The sequence below is a fragment of the Chryseobacterium sp. PMSZPI genome (assembly GCF_002835665.1).
Lineage (GTDB): Bacteria > Bacteroidota > Bacteroidia > Flavobacteriales > Weeksellaceae > Chryseobacterium.
In genome coordinates this window covers 20616-36090 of record NZ_PIZV01000075.1, presented here as the reverse complement: position 1 = coordinate 36090, position 15475 = coordinate 20616, and the positions used below count along the sequence as shown (strand labels likewise).

Annotated in this window: 12 protein-coding genes; 2 read left to right on the top strand and 10 right to left on the bottom strand. The window is 32.6% G+C overall.

The window, feature by feature from the left end:
- Positions 1 to 152: 152 nt before the first annotated feature.
- Complete coding sequence (locus CW752_RS15715; protein WP_101240647.1) at positions 153 to 2513, bottom strand: TonB-dependent receptor domain-containing protein; 2361 nt, start codon at positions 2511 to 2513, stop codon at positions 153 to 155.
- Positions 2514 to 2713: 200 nt separating this feature from the next.
- The gene (locus CW752_RS15710) at positions 2714 to 4477 is read right to left on the bottom strand and encodes a helix-turn-helix domain-containing protein (protein ID WP_133121702.1); all 1764 of its coding nucleotides are present in this window, start codon (positions 4475 to 4477) and stop codon (positions 2714 to 2716) included.
- A gap of 157 nt (positions 4478 to 4634) precedes the next feature.
- Here CW752_RS15710 and CW752_RS16960 point away from each other — a divergent pair, with 157 nt between their 5' ends.
- On the top strand, positions 4635 to 4787 hold the full coding sequence (locus CW752_RS16960; RefSeq protein WP_185117649.1) for a hypothetical protein: 153 nt from the start codon (positions 4635 to 4637) through the stop codon (positions 4785 to 4787).
- An 11-nt stretch (positions 4788 to 4798) separates the two neighbouring features.
- On the top strand, positions 4799 to 6976 hold the full coding sequence (locus CW752_RS15705; protein WP_101240645.1) for a prolyl oligopeptidase family serine peptidase: 2178 nt from the start codon (positions 4799 to 4801) through the stop codon (positions 6974 to 6976).
- A 188-nt stretch (positions 6977 to 7164) separates the two neighbouring features.
- Here CW752_RS15705 and CW752_RS15700 read toward each other — a convergent pair whose 3' ends face one another.
- From CW752_RS15700 to fabG, 8 genes are all read right to left on the bottom strand, one after another.
- Complete coding sequence (locus CW752_RS15700) at positions 7165 to 8418, bottom strand: DUF3887 domain-containing protein (protein ID WP_101240644.1); 1254 nt, start codon at positions 8416 to 8418, stop codon at positions 7165 to 7167.
- 6 nt (positions 8419 to 8424) lie between these two features.
- Positions 8425 to 8790, bottom strand: coding sequence for a hypothetical protein (locus CW752_RS15695; RefSeq protein WP_101240643.1), 366 nt, complete (start codon positions 8788 to 8790; stop codon positions 8425 to 8427).
- Entirely contained in the window at positions 8787 to 10472 is a 1686-nt protein-coding gene (locus tag CW752_RS15690; RefSeq protein WP_101240642.1) for a C45 family autoproteolytic acyltransferase/hydolase, read from the bottom strand. Before CW752_RS15690 ends, CW752_RS15695 begins: the two co-directional genes overlap by 4 nt.
- A gap of 11 nt (positions 10473 to 10483) precedes the next feature.
- Positions 10484 to 12001 carry a phytoene desaturase family protein gene (locus tag CW752_RS15685; protein WP_101240641.1) on the bottom strand — a complete coding sequence of 506 codons (1518 nt, stop codon included), beginning with the start codon at positions 11999 to 12001 and terminating at the stop codon, positions 10484 to 10486.
- Between the two features lie 140 nt (positions 12002 to 12141).
- Positions 12142 to 13026, bottom strand: coding sequence for a lipid A biosynthesis acyltransferase (locus CW752_RS15680; protein WP_101240640.1), 885 nt, complete (start codon positions 13024 to 13026; stop codon positions 12142 to 12144).
- 114 nt (positions 13027 to 13140) lie between these two features.
- Positions 13141 to 13395: an acyl carrier protein gene (locus tag CW752_RS15675; RefSeq protein ID WP_101240639.1), complete on the bottom strand. Its 255-nt coding sequence runs from the start codon at positions 13393 to 13395 to the stop codon at positions 13141 to 13143.
- A gap of 5 nt (positions 13396 to 13400) precedes the next feature.
- Positions 13401 to 14621: a beta-ketoacyl-[acyl-carrier-protein] synthase family protein gene (locus tag CW752_RS15670; protein WP_101240638.1), complete on the bottom strand. Its 1221-nt coding sequence runs from the start codon at positions 14619 to 14621 to the stop codon at positions 13401 to 13403.
- A 106-nt stretch (positions 14622 to 14727) separates the two neighbouring features.
- Complete coding sequence (gene fabG / locus CW752_RS15665) at positions 14728 to 15459, bottom strand: 3-oxoacyl-ACP reductase FabG (RefSeq protein WP_101240637.1); 732 nt, start codon at positions 15457 to 15459, stop codon at positions 14728 to 14730.
- Positions 15460 to 15475: the final 16 nt, after the last annotated feature.

Sequence of the window (15475 nt, the reverse complement as noted above, 5' to 3'; positions counted from 1 at the left end):
TCGTTTAATTTTGCAATTGATTTCTTGTTTAATTGCAATGCTGAAAATTTGTTTGTTTTCATGTTGTTTAATTTTAATGTTGATTCTCTACTCTTTTATGGATTTTCGAGATACTCCTCCTGACGCGCGTTTATTTTTATTCTAATGAAAGTCTAATTTGCTCGGCTTTTTTCATCAAACTTGATATTTTTTGAAGCTCCTTTTACCTTACTATTTCCAAAAACGTAGGTAAGGCTAAAAGTGAATCTTCTATAATCATTGTATTGATTAAAATTTTCTCTATATCCCGAATACTCCGTATATCCATTATTTTTAACGGTCCTAAAAGCATCACTTAGTACTGCACTCAACTGAAGTTGTTTATTAAATAAGGAAGCCTTTATTCCTGGAGAAAATTCCAATTGATCTTTAACATAAGTGCTGCCAAAAGTAAATGGTAGAGAGTGCCAGAAATTTAGCATAACAAATACCGTTTTTGATTTATTAACAGCGATGGTATTATAAAATGAGTACAGAAAAGAGTTCACAGATATTTCCTGAAGCTCCGGGATTAATGGACTTGTACGGCCATTAGATGCATTCATACTTGCTGAAAATTCCCAGACTTTAAAAAAGGTATCATAATATGAAAGATTTACCCCAATTTTATTCTGGTCATAACTATTCTCTACCCTATTACTATAAACTCCATCTAATAGTCTTGCAATACTACTGTATCCGTTCTGTGTATATTGGTTATATATTGAAACCGTAAGCTTATTTTTAAAAGTATAACTTATCTCTACATTATCATTAAATGAAGGTTGTAATGAACTGTTCCCTGTATAATAGATGTAAGGGTTCGTATACCACCTAAAAGGATTAAGCGACTGAAAATCCGGCCTGGTAATTCTTCTGGAATATTTTACAGACAATGAATGATTTGCATTAGGGTTATAACTTAAATACAATGATGGGAAAAACTTTCCATAATTATTTTTAATGTTATTTTGATCATCATTAGTACCCTCCAACGTAGTGTATTCATATCTTAAACCTGCTTTTGCTGTCCATTTCTTTCCAAACTTCTTCTCAAAGCTTGCATATAATGCATAGTTTTGCTCTTCATAATCAAATACATTACTGTTTTCCGGAATAATCACATATTGTCCAGACAAATATTCATAATACCCTACATTTGATTTATTTTTCAAAAAAGTATATTTCCCTCCTGTTTCTACGGTTCCCCAATCATATGGCAACGAAAGATCTGCTTGTCCAGACAATACATTATACTTTAGCAAGCTTTCATTCCGTACAATGGATTCATTTAAGTTTAAAAGGTTAGTGGTAACAAAATTATTCGTTTTATTTGGCTGATTATTTAATAAATTTCCCACGACACTCAGCTTTTTTCCTAAAGTATCCAGTTTTAAATCATAATAGACAGACAAAGTATGAGTAGGAGTTTTCCATTTATGCATAGCATGAGTATTCAAAGTAGAATCAGACACCAGCCCTGTAAAGTAGCTACTTTTATTATAAGAATCCATTGTATATCTGGAACTTCCATAATCGTAAATCACACCTACATTAGAGCTTTTATTAATCTCATAATCAAGACTATAATTCAACCCTAATCCATATGTTCTATCTTCTCTTTTCTCTTCTGTGAATATTTTATTAACATCACTGATAAGATCTCTGCTTCCTACCGGCGAATATCCATTATCATAATGTCTTAACTTTAATGATGAATTTAATTTATTCGTACGATAATTTATATTTATCCCATTTCTGAAACCATCTTTTGTATTTCTTTGATATGATGTATTTAAACTTCCACTCCATCCGAAATTGGTGTTCTTTTTCAGAATTATATTGATTAATCCACTATTTCCTTGTGCTTCATATTTTGCCGGCGGCGTAGTGATCACTTCGATTTTTGAAATATCATCTGAACGTAAAGATTGCAGGTAATTTGTCAACTCGCTTCCAGAAAGGTTAAGCATTTTCCCATTAATCATAACACTTACTCCACTTTTACCAACAATGGAAATTCCTTGCTGGTCATCCATTCTTATAAGAGGTGTATTTCTCAATGCGTCAGCTCCGCTCATTCCTTGTGAAGCAATAGAATTTTCTAAATTAAAAACCATTCTATCAACTTTCTGTTCTATTATCTTTTTTCTTGAAGTTAAAACAACACCTTGAATTTCTTTTTCTTTTACCTCTTCATTAACTATTACATCTTTGTTTATATCTCCTCTTACAGTAAGTGAATGAGTGTATACTTTTGCTCCATTGTTAAAAACATTTAATGTATAATCATTATTCTTAGAAACCTTTAATGTATAATTTCCACTCGCATTTGTTAGAGTATAAAATTTTTCTTTCTGATATTCTGCTGACACCTCTGCATAGGGAATTGCCTCTCCTTTATTATTTGTGATTTTTCCAGAGATACTTTGCGCATTAAAAAGTGTATTTATTCCTAAAAAGAATAATGTGGTAATGGAGAGCTTAATCGTCATATGTTCAATTTAATATTCTGATTTACTTTTTATATTATGTGCATATAAAAAATAAATAGTGGTGTCTTTCGTTCAAAACAAACTTACACCAAAAACATACTACGAAAAAGTATACGGATTTTAAATTTATAAATTTATGACTATAAATTTATAAAAAAACAATATTTAAACAATTGAAAAACAATAACTTATATAGAAATTCAAAGACTAGTACTTTTCTCAATCTCCTTAATGTAAATAGAAAGGCTAGTGCCTGTTTTTTTCTTAAAAGCTAAAGAAAATGCTTGTTCATTATTGTATCCTAATTCTTCTGCAATGACAGATAACTTGTATGATCGGAATTTTTTATCCTTAACTAATCTATTTAATGCAAAGTCAATGCGAAGATCATTAAGATATCCCGCAAAGTTTTTCCCTTTGTACGTATTGATGACTTCTGATAAATAAGTAGTATTGGTTTTTATGCTTTTTGCTAAGCTGGCTGATGTAGTCCCTTTTTTTAAAAAAAATTCTTTTTTCTCAAAAATTTCTAACTCTTTTAAAATAAATTGCACCACATCTTCCGGGGTTGTTCTAACTATCTTATCTTCTTCTATATCAACTTTTTCAATATTTTGAAACTGAACTACATCTTGCCTATTTTCAGGCATTTCAAGACTTTTTCTCTCAATAGACTCAATTAAATCATGGGCAATTTTTCGATGCTTTTTTTCTATTTTTTTTGATCTGTTGTATAATAAAAAAAGGAATAAAAGAATTATACATAGAAAACCAATAGAAACATATAAAAGCATTTTTCTGTTTTCCAAACTGTTGATAATCTGCTCTTTCTCCTCTAAAAGGTTAGGAGTATCATATTTTTGATACAATTCTGTTGATAAATATTCGAACTGCTCATCCAATTTTTTATCTACTTTTAAAAAACGATCAATATAATACAGTTGCTTTTCCTGATTATTAATATTCTTATAATAATCTATAAGATAAGTATATACTTCCCGAAGTTGAGGAAAAGTTTTATTCGTTTTTTGTATGTTGGCATCTAGTTGAGTAAAATATTGCACTGCTTTTTCTTTGTCATTCAAACCATCATATGATTTGCCTAAACTGTAGAGTGCATAATTCGCATTATTATCATTGATACCCGAAAAAAAATTATAGGCTTTCAACAGCTCAGGGATAGCCTCTTTATATTTTTTCTGTTTAAGATAAGAATACCCTGTAAAATAGGTATATTGGTTAACACTATATTTACTTTTATTTGTAAATGAAGATACCTTCCCTTCTTTGATTAAAATATTGGCAGAATCTAATTTATTAAGTTCAATATAACAATTAATAAGGCTTACCCGCATTTGATTATGCTGGGTTTCGTTGGTTAAATTATTAGAATTATATAAGTAATACCTGAATATTTTGGCAGCTTTTGAGTACTTACCCAAATAACTATTTAAATAAGCAATATTTATATTAGCATAAGCAATTTGCTTCTGGTTTTCCTGATCTTTAGCATATTGTAACGCAATAACATAATTGTCTAATGCTTTCTTTAAATAATCATGTTTAAAATATAAATTTCCTTTCATCAAGTATGTTCTGCTAGGATACAAAGTCCCTTTTACATCTTTTGTAATAATAGCAAGACTATCAATATATTTCAAAGCCGTAGGAAAATCTTCATTAAAGTGCACTAGTATATAACCTTCCGCAATTTGAAGCTTATTTTTCTCTTTTTTTGCCTTTTGCAGATAGTATTGAGCAACATATTTAGTTTTCAGAATATCTTCATTTTCATAATATTCATAAAATTTATTTTTCAGTTTATCATAGTCCAATACCTTTAAGCTATCAGTAGATTTATTTTGGGAGAAAAATAAACTATAAAATAAAAGTAAAAAGAAGCATTTATATTTCATTACCTTGTGAATATAGTACAAATTTACATTTTTCTTAGTTAAAAACACAAAATTTAAACTTAATATTACCCTTACCCAACAGTCTGACAACGAATAAACTACACATAAAAAGATCTTATAATTTTATAAATTTATAATTATATTGTGTGTATTGTGTATGAAAAAATACTTTCTTTGTCAAATAATTCAAAACACCTAAACAATCATGAAAAAACAAAATCAAGACAAAAAGAAATTGTCATTTAAAAAATTACAATTAATTAAAATTAATAGTATGAAAACTATTAATGGCGGAAATGGGAACAATTTTAACGACCCTACTGACCCTACAATTCGTGAAACTATAGGGCAACAATAATTTCGATGCTAATGAAAATAAGAATATTTATTATTATCTGTTTATTATCTGTATTCATAAATGCTCAAAAAAATAATTTAGCTTCTTCAGGGCCCGTTACGGAAGAATACTTTGGAGCTAAGGTCATAGATGAGTATAGAAACTTAGAAAATCTGGATGATCCTCACACGCTTAATTGGATGAAGTCTCAGACAGCATACACTAATTCGGTTCTTGATCTCATTCCTAAAAAAAACTATTATTTAGAGAAAAGATTAGAACTTGATAAAAGACAAGGATATTCCGTTTCTAATCTGAACATAACAAGTAATAATAAATATTTTTATTTAAAGAAAAAGGGAGATGAAAAGGTAGGCAAATTATATTATAGGAATGGATTTTCAGGAAAGGAAGAATTACTTTATGATCCCATTAATTATAAAAAAGATAATGAATCGAGCCACGCTTTTGTTATCAACTACATAAGTCCAGATTGGAGTGGTAATAAAATTGCTATTTCTATGTCCGAAAAAGGAAATGAATTAGCAGATGTAATTATTATGGATGTCAAAACAAAATACATTCATCCTGAAGTCATTACGAATATGGCACCCGCAACTTTTGATGGAATAAAATGGATTGATGATAATAGTGGATTTTTCTATGTAGCCTTTTCTACAACCAATCCCAAGTCAAAGGACTTTTATAAAAACACACGAACCGTTTTATACAAAATAGGCGCTGATCCAAAGAATATAATAGATGTTTTTTCTGCTAAGAATAACCCAGATTTAAACATTTCTGATAATCAGTACCCTATGATTTTAAACTTTAACTTAAATCAACAATATTATATAGGAATGATTGTAGATTATCAATCCTACAGAAAAACATTTATTATCAAGAAAAAAGATTTATTAGAGGGTAAAAAAAACTGGGCGCTATTATCTGATCCAAGTGATAAAGCAAAAAATTTAGATTTATTAAAAAATGATCTTTTTTTTCTTTCTGGTTATAATTCCTCCTCTAATCAACTATGCAAAACGAGTATTATTCAACCGAATTTTCAAAAACCAGAAGTATTGATTTTTGAAAAGAAAGATGAAATTATTAAAAATTATAAAATAACAAAAGACGGTATTTACTATACCACTACCAAAAATGGAGTAGAAGCTAAATTATATCTCTATAAAAATGGAAAGGATGAGGCCATTGATCTTCCTTTTCCATCAGGAAATATTAATTTAGAATCTATAGGTTCTAATTTTTCGGACATCTGGATAACGTGTTCCGGTTGGGCAAATGAAGAACAACGTTTTAAATATGATTTAAAAACTAATAACTTCAAACCAGAGAATCTTACTCCTGTTACAGAATACCCTGAATTCAGAGATATAATAGTCGATGAGATTACTGTAAAAGCAAGGGATGGGGAAAAAGTTCCATTATCTTTAATATATAGTAAAAACCTCAAAAAAGATGGTAAGAATATGTTACTCATTGATAGTTATGGATCTTATGGGATATCCTACACTCCGTTTTTTGCAAAAATGTATTTGTTATGGATTAATCAAGGAGGAATGGTTGCGATAGCTCATGTGAGAGGAGGAGGAGAAAAAGGAGAGCAATGGCGTCTAGCAGGACGTAAGGAAACAAAACCAAATACCTGGAGAGATCTAATTGACTGCACAGAATATTTAATTAATGAAAAGTACACCTCAAACGACAAAGTTGCTATATGGGGAGCAAGTGCAGGGGGAATTACAGTAGGTAGAGCAATGACCGAAAAACCAGATCTATTCAAAGCCGTTATTGCAGAAGTAGGATCATTAAATACCCTTAGAGAGGAAACTACTCCGAATGGCCAACCTAAAGAATTCGGAAGTGTAAAAGACCCAAAGGAATTTAAAGCATTATTGGAAATGGATGCGTATCAGCATATAAATAAAGGAGTAAAGTACCCTGCCACTTTCATAACAGGAGGTATAAATGATCAAAGAGTTACCGTATGGGAACCTGTAAAATTTGCTGCTAAATTGATGGCTGCCGATTCTTCTAATAATCCTGTCCTACTAAAAATAGATTTTGAAGGAGGCCATGCAGGAAATGTTCCTATTGCACAACGATATGCCAATCTAGGAGATATGTTTGCATTTGCTTTTTGGCAGTTGGGCCACCCTGATTACCAACCTAAAGAAAACAATAAATAAAATATTTTGTTTTCTTATTTGGCCAATCTTACATATTGGCTTTAAGAATTAAAAAAATTACATCGGAAAAATTACAGTTTGAATAATTGAACATCCTAAAACTGTAATTTTTTCTGTGTTTGAAATATTTTAATGAACTTATTTTTCAGTTTTTGTTGTCGCTGTTTCGGTATACTCCAATAAAAATATTATTTTAAAATAAATCTTTTAATATCTTCTAAAAACATTGTATCAACCTTTCCTTTTATTTCATAATTTTTTGGAGACGGTTGACCGGAAACAGGAATAAACAAATGGCTTAATGTAGGATAAAATTTAAATACGGCAGTTTTATCATTTTTCAATTCATTTTTCCAAAGGTTAAAATCTTTTTCTGTTACCTGATAATCTTTTCCGCCCTGTGCAAAAAACATTGGAGCTTTTATTTTCTTTACCTCATTAAGCTGATTGTAATCCTTTAAATACTTCCAATATGCGGCAGATTGTCCCAATGGGAGTTCTGATGCAGGAGAGTTTAAATTGAATTCTGATGAATTTAAAAATGCAACCTGTTTTTTGATTTCCTGAACGTCCGCATCTGAAACTTTTGCAGGATCAAGGGAGTGAAGATACTCGTATTGTTCTACTAGCAGATTCTGTAACGGTCTGGCATTTCCGGCCATAAAAATATATTTTGAGACCTGCGCTTTCTCCGCAATTTTAGGCATTAAATAAGCTCCTTGACTATGTCCTAAAATAATAATCTGGTATCCTTGATAGTCTTTGTCGTTTTTAAAGTAATTCGCAACATTTACAGCGTCATTGATGGTCTCCTGCTCTACCGTAGACTGATCATTGAATGTTTCCGGACTAGAAAACGTTCTTTTATCATATCTGTAGGAGGCAATCCCATTAGCAAACAAATATTCTGCAATGTCTTTAAAGGGTTTGTTTTCCCCAATGGTTTCATCTCTGTCTTGTGGTCCGGAACCATGGACAAAAACGACCAACTTTTTTTGATTATTAGTAGCAGGGAGCAATAATGTTCCCTTCAATTCAATATTATCACTCTTTATTTTCAGGGCGGTTTTATCATCTGGCTTATCAAAGGTTTTGTGAGGAACAAAAAAGAATCCGATTATTTTATTGGATCCGTTAAAGGTGACCTTTATATCTAATTTAGACTTTTCAAATTCTGAATAATAATAGTAAATATCTCCTTCATTGTTGATCTCGAGAATATTTTTAAAATTGCCTATTTGTTCCGGAAGTTGTTCTGCTATTGTTTTAAGCTGATCCAACGGAATTTGCCCTGCTATTGAAGGGTCAAAAAAAGAATGAGCTTTTTCCACATTTTTATCCACCAATAAGGTTTTGATAAAAGAGATTCCAATTTCTTTTCTTTCCTGAGAAAAGAAAAATAATGATGATACAATAAAAAAGAAGGTTAATAGTTTTTTCATAATTAATTATTTATAAACAACATCGGAAAATGATAAAGGTCCCATCATTACAGTAACGAATATGGCAATAATTACCAAAGCTAATTGGGTTGTATGGTATATTCTCTCTCTGTCGTTTTCACTTATTTCAAAGGTAAATTTAATCTTATCCGGTCTGCTGATAATCCTCCAGGTAAATATAAGAATAACAATGTTCAGCAGTATGGGCAGGAAGAGAAATTTTTTACTCCCATAAAGATCAGGGTTATTTCCATAGCTGTGAATTGGTATTATTGCAGGAACTGAGCTATATACGGTTCCCAAATAAACAGAGTATCCAATAATGATTACAATGGGAATGCAGAACAATAATTTTATATATTTAGGGATCATTTCAGGTTCTTCAGCGTTTTCTTTATATATTTTTCGATCTCTTTTCTATCCGGAATCGTAGTAATTTCCTTAGTAAGAGCTTTTTCAAATTCAATTTTTGCTTTTGAAAATTCTTTTCTGTAAAAATAATACTTCCCGGACAAATAATATACTTTCCAAAAATCCGGATTTAGAGACTGATAATGAGTTATAAATTGATCTGTAAGTTTTCCCTTTTTATGAATCACATCATTCAGTTTCACCGTTATCTTTCTATAGTCTTCATAATTTTTGAATTCTTTTGAATAAACAAAGGGATCTTTTGCAATGTTCAACTCTGATTTTGAAAAGTTATTAGCCTGGAGTCCTTTGTCAGAAAATATTTCATTTAAATCATAGCATACGAATTCTCCCAATTGATAAGGATTCGAAGAAACCCAAACCAATTTTTTCTGAGGTGAAAATATAACAGCATGATGAGCCAGAAGCTGATTTAATGCCTTTTCATTACCAAATCCTATTTTTTCATCCTTTAAACCGGATCTGTCTCTTAAAATAGAAGCTATTTTTTCAGGATTCAGTTTTTGTTTTTTTTCTAAAAGTTCCTGAAGCTTTTCGTAGCGGTATACTGAATGACTTTCCACAATCTGCTTCTGATTTCTCTTATCCTCTTGATATTCTTCCGACTGAAAATGGTTTGTACAAAATACTTTACTTGTATTCTGCACTCTGTATACACCAACTTTTTGAGGAGAAACTTCAATAATCACAGCATTTTTATCTTCAGCACTTCCTATCAGGATAGATTCTGAAACAAAAACCTTTCTCTTTTTGGCAATCACAATAGCTTCATCAATATTTTTCGCATACTGTAAAATCTCTCTGGTAACCAAAGAAATAGGAGTTTTCGCTGTTAAAGGAATCTTTGATTTTCCGGCATTGATCGTTACTGTAATTCCGCTTTTATTCATTCCCGAAACCACTCCAATCATTCCGGGCCAGCTTACAGACATATAGGGGATTCCATCTTCAGGTTCCACAAATTCTACCAGTTTATTTTGGGCAAAATCGTCTCCTACATAAAAATCAAAATTTCGTCCAATCAATAAGTCTCCATCCTCTGTATTCTCGTTCCAAACGGCTAAAGATGTACAACCTACCATCGCCAAATCCTGTAAAGCATGGCCGATATCATGAGCTCCATGCAGGTAAAGATTTCTCAGATATCTTGGGGCAATGAAGTCATATTTGTCCGAAGAATACTGAGATAGTCCATATAACTCTGTCTGATAATCTTCTCTTATATTCAGATACATCTTTCTGCTGTACCATTGTAGAAACCCTCTTAGTAATTTTTGCTTGAATTGAGACGGAACAAATCCTTCTACTTTTGAAAAGAAAATTTCTTCCTGCTTTTGCATTAATTTTTGAGTCAACGCTCCATTATTATATCCCAATTGTAAAGGATTACCTTTAATATAAAGCTCCCAAAGCTGTTGTTTATTTTTGGTCAGAAAATTTTCATTATAGCTAAAAGTTGTATCATTGATTTGAATAACCTTTGGAACTTCCAGCGAATATTGTTTTATATCCGGGACATGATGGATAGACTTTGATATCCCGCATGAATTCAGAATAAAAGCAAGAATAAGATAGAGCAATGGTCTTTTGCAAGACAGGTAAATGGTAGTAGTTTTTTTCACGGGTAGTTTTATTAAGTCATTTCCCTGAGACGCCTGTCGATAATTTCTTTCCCTAAAATTTCAGCACAGGTATTAAATGCTCCAATCGTCACCCCCAGTATTCCGTGCATATTCACCGATTGGCCTGTCAAAAACAGATTGTCAATTTTAGTTCTTGGAGAAACCATTGTTTTAAGAGGATTATCTGAACTTTTCATATAACCGTACATATTTCCTTCAAAACTGCCTATATAATCCCGATAAGACAATGGAGAAGAAGTATACACCGTTTTGATGGCATGTCTGAGATTAGGGATTTTCTTTTCCAGGGCATCAATCATTCTCTCAGTTTTTTCCAGTTTAAATATTTCATACTCCTCTCCTCTTTTGTGTTCATCAGCTACAGTATTGAATGTGCTTTCCCATTTTTTAACCTCATCAAAATCCATATAAGAAATTGCTGTCATGCTTTCTGCAAATTCAGGATGATGTTTGGATGGTGCAGACGAAAGCATATAGGTGTCCGGCCATGTTTCCTTTCGGTATTGAAAGGCATTCCAAACCAATTCTTCTGATGAATAATGATAAATATTATGATTAAAATTCGGGATCGACTGAGGTTTTAAAACCAGATAAACGCTGAAGCATGAAGAAATCGGTTTCCAGCTTAAAACCCTATTCAAAAAAGATTTTTTCAATCTTTCTTCTCCGATCAGTTTCATTGTAGAACGGATTTCAATATTGGAAATAAACCGTTGAGCTTCATATTCTTTTCCTTCGATAGTTTTTACCGAGGTGAGCGTATTGCTCTCATTAAAAACAAATTCAGAAACTTCCGCATGTTTATGCACTTCTGCTCCGTACTGACGAAGCTTTTTGATCAGTAATTTAGAAATCTGGCTACCTCCCTTTATACATTTATAGGCACTCTGAATATAAGAATTTACCGTCAAAGCATGCACATAGAAAGGGGCATTTTCAGAATCTCCTGCATATAGAAAGTTGGAACCCAATAAGACGGATTGAAGCTTTTTATTTGGAGTAACCGATTCTATAAACCGTTTGGTATTGAGATGGAGAATTTCTTCATTATAATTCTCTTTTCCCACCACATGATATCTTGGAAATTGGCTGCAGACATATTGAATTTCCTCACAGTAATTTTCAAGATTTTCTTTTTCATCCGGAAAATATTTGCAGAGCTGCTCAACAAAGTTCTCATAACCTTGTGCATGTGGGTATTCAATATGATCATTTCCAAAACTGATTCTGTCATAGCCATCTTCATCCATTTTCTGAAGTTTCAAATCATCCATGATCTCCAGATAGGAAAAGAACCTGTGTAGATTTTGTCCCTTTGAAAGACCTCCTAAATAATGAACCCCGGTATCAAAAATAAGTTTATCTCTTGAAAAGGTCTGCAAATTTCCACCATACTGGTTATTTTTCTCCAAAACACAAACTTTCAGCCCTTCCTTCGCCAAAATAAGAGCCGAAACCAGACCTCCCAATCCGCTGCCGATTACAAGTATGTCATATGTTTTCTTCAAAAGAGAATGTGTTTTTTTGATTAAGAGATTCGGAAATTAAGAAAATCCATTTGGAAAATATCACTTAATGATCTTAAATTCTCAATAAATATCAATGGTTTTTAGTTTTTTATTAGTTTTCGGTGATAAAAATAGAAAAATTAATCAACATCATCCCAAAAATCGAAATAATTAAACCATTGAAGCGGATATTTTTTGATCATTACCTCCAAATTTTGGACATATGATTGTAAAAGTCCTTGCGAATCACGGTTTTTGATATTTTGAGCTACCCTTGCATACAAATGATAATGGAGGTTATCTTCCTTCATCACATAGACATACACTACAGGAACTCCAAGCCTTGAAGCAATAAGAAAAGGTCCTGCAGGAAATTTTGCACTTTTCCCCAGCAGATCCGTTTCAAGATATTTTGATCCTTCAAAATAGCGGTCTCCGGTAAAACAAATCAGCTCATTATTAGCCAGAGCCTGGTTGATCTCAAAAATATGAGACATATCTTCTTTGACGTAAATGAATTTGATATTGCTTTCTTTAACAGCAACACTTTCGAGGTATTCTTTTATAACGGTAACTTCCTGATCTGTAGTTACCAGATTGATCTGACAATCAAAATCAATATCTGCAAAAAAATGTTCCGCAATTTCAAAATTTCCGATGTGGGCACTAATCAGGACCCCTCCTTTTTTGGAGGCTAAAAGATCTCTGAGATTTTCAATACCATCAAATTCATAGGTGTATTTTTCTCTTAGCCCGGCAGAAATGGCTGTTTTATCAATCAGTACTGTTCCGAAAGTAAAGTAACTTCTAAAAATGGAACGCTTGGCTTTCCAATATCCGTAATTTAGTCTTTTGTGAAAATAATAAAGAATGTATTGATTGCTCTTTTTTTGAAACAGAAAGTAGTAAGCAGCAACAAAATAAAGTACAGCATATGAACTCCGGATTCCGATATTTCTAATGCACCAGACGAATATTTTGTATCCTAATACCGTCCCTTTAGATTTACCTTTCCACTTGTTCATAAATACAATTTATCAATATAACAGTATACCAATGTAACAATATTCCTGAGTGTGACTAAAACACTGCTACATTATTACATTGGTACATTTATAGAATAAAAATTCACTTAATAATTAAGCGTTCTTCTCAGCAATCTTATTCTCAATCGTAGTATAGAAATCATCAAAAGTGATCATTTTCTTAAAATCTGCTTCTCCTAATTTCACTCCGAAATTAGATTCAATTACTACGACCATGTCAATATAATCTAAGCTATCCAGGCCTAGTGTATTTTTAAGGTTGGCATCGTTACTGATTTCGTCTCCGTCTACCTCGAATTCATTTACCAAAAAATCATTAACGATGGCAACAATTTTCTCCCTTTCCATGTTTTTTAATCAAATTTTTTAACTATTAGTGCAGAATTGGTTCCCCCAAAACCAAAAGAATTCGACAAAAATACATCAATTTTTTGATTTTTTGTTTTTGAGATTAAATTTATCTTTTGAGCTTCAGTATCAGGATTTTCCAGGTTAATATTAGGAGCTACAAAATCATTCTGCATCATCAGTATTGAGTAAATAACTTCACTTGCACCCGCCATCCAGCACTCATGTCCGGTCATGGATTTGGTAGAACTTACCGGAACTTCTCCTCCGAAAATTTCATAAATTGCTTTTGCTTCATTGGCATCTCCGATTGGGGTAGAAGTAGCATGGGCATTGATATAATCGATATCCGAAGCATTTAAACCGGATTGCTTCAAAGCCCTTTCCATGGCTAAAGCAGGCCCGTCAACATTAGGTGTTGAAATATGGCCTCCATTTGAGGAGAATCCATAGCCTATAATTTCAGCCAAAATCGGAACACCTCTTCTTTGAGCAGATTCCAGGCTTTCCACAATCAAAGTAGCGGCTCCTCCACTTGGGATTAAGCCATCTCTTTCCATATCGAAAGGTCTTGACGCTTTTGTAGGTTCATCTTCTCTTACTGAGAACACCCCTAATCCGTCAAAACTTGCCATTGAATATTTATTGGTTTCCTGGGCTCCTCCACAAATAACCATGTCCTGAAAACCGTTCTTGATCATCATATAAGCGAGCCCTAAAGAATGTGACCCGCTTGCACATGCCGCACTGATCGTCAGATTGATTCCTTTCAATTTAAAAATTGTAGAAAGGTTCATGGTAACCGTTGAGTTCATCGATTTAAAAATCGCTCCCGAGCCCATTAATGTTGTATCTTTCTTTTCCCGTGCAATATCAATTGACTCTACTACAGCCTGGGAAACACTATCATTTCCGTATAAAATTCCTACTTCGTGAGTATCTAAAAATGCGTCATCAAGGTTAGCTTGTTTTAATGCATCGATGGTAGCCAGATAAGCATATTCACTTTCTTCTCCCATGCTTACGCGTTGGCGTCTGTTAAGAAGACTCTTGAGATCCGGTTTAGGGACAACACCTGTAAGACCCGATCTGAAACCGAATTCTTTTCGGTCTTCATCCAAAACAATTCCGGATTTTCCTTGATATAGGGATTCCCTGACCTCTTCTAAAGACGTCCCGATGCAGGAATAAATTCCCATTCCGGTAATTACAACCCTATTTTCCATTAGTTCATATTAAATTTAACAATGTAGCAGTCTAACAATGTAACAATAGTTTTATTGAATTTCAATCAACATTGATACACCGTACATTGGTATATTGTTAGATTATTTATGAGTAAATTCCCCCGTTAATATTAATGACTTCTCCTGTAATATAAGAAGCTTTCTTAGAAGCCAAAAATACAACAAGATCTGCTACCTCTTCTGCTTCACCAAATCTATTTGCGGGAATCATTGCTTTAAGTTCATCTTCATTAAATTCCTGCGTCATATCTGTTTTGATAAAGCCTGGTGCCACCGCATTTACAGTAATATTTCTTTTAGCTACTTCCTGAGCGAGAGCTTTTGTTGCTCCTACTAATGCTCCTTTAGCTGCAGAATAATTGGTTTGGCCGGCCGTTCCTTTTACTCCGGATACGGAAACCATATTGATAATTCTTCCGTATTTGTTTCGAAGTAACTTCTGTATAAAGAAATTGGTTACATTAAAAAATCCATTTAAGCTAGTGTTAATCACACTATTCCAATCTTCTTTCTGCATCCACATAAATAAGCCATCTCTTGTAATTCCGGCATTATTGACAATAATTTCTACCACAGCTGTCAGATTTTTCTCCTGCCATATGGTCAGAACGTCTTGTGTTTCTTCAGCATTTCCCACATCAAACTTAAGAATTTCTCCTGTAGCACCCAGTTCTTGTACTTTAGCCAAAGTCTCTTTTGCTGCTGCTTCATTGGAAGCGTAGTTAATCAGTATATGATAATTTTTTTCTTCAGCCAGTTTTATACAGATTGCTCTCCCGATTCCTCTGGAGCCCCCTGTTACAATTGCACATTTCATGCGTTAGTGTTTATTT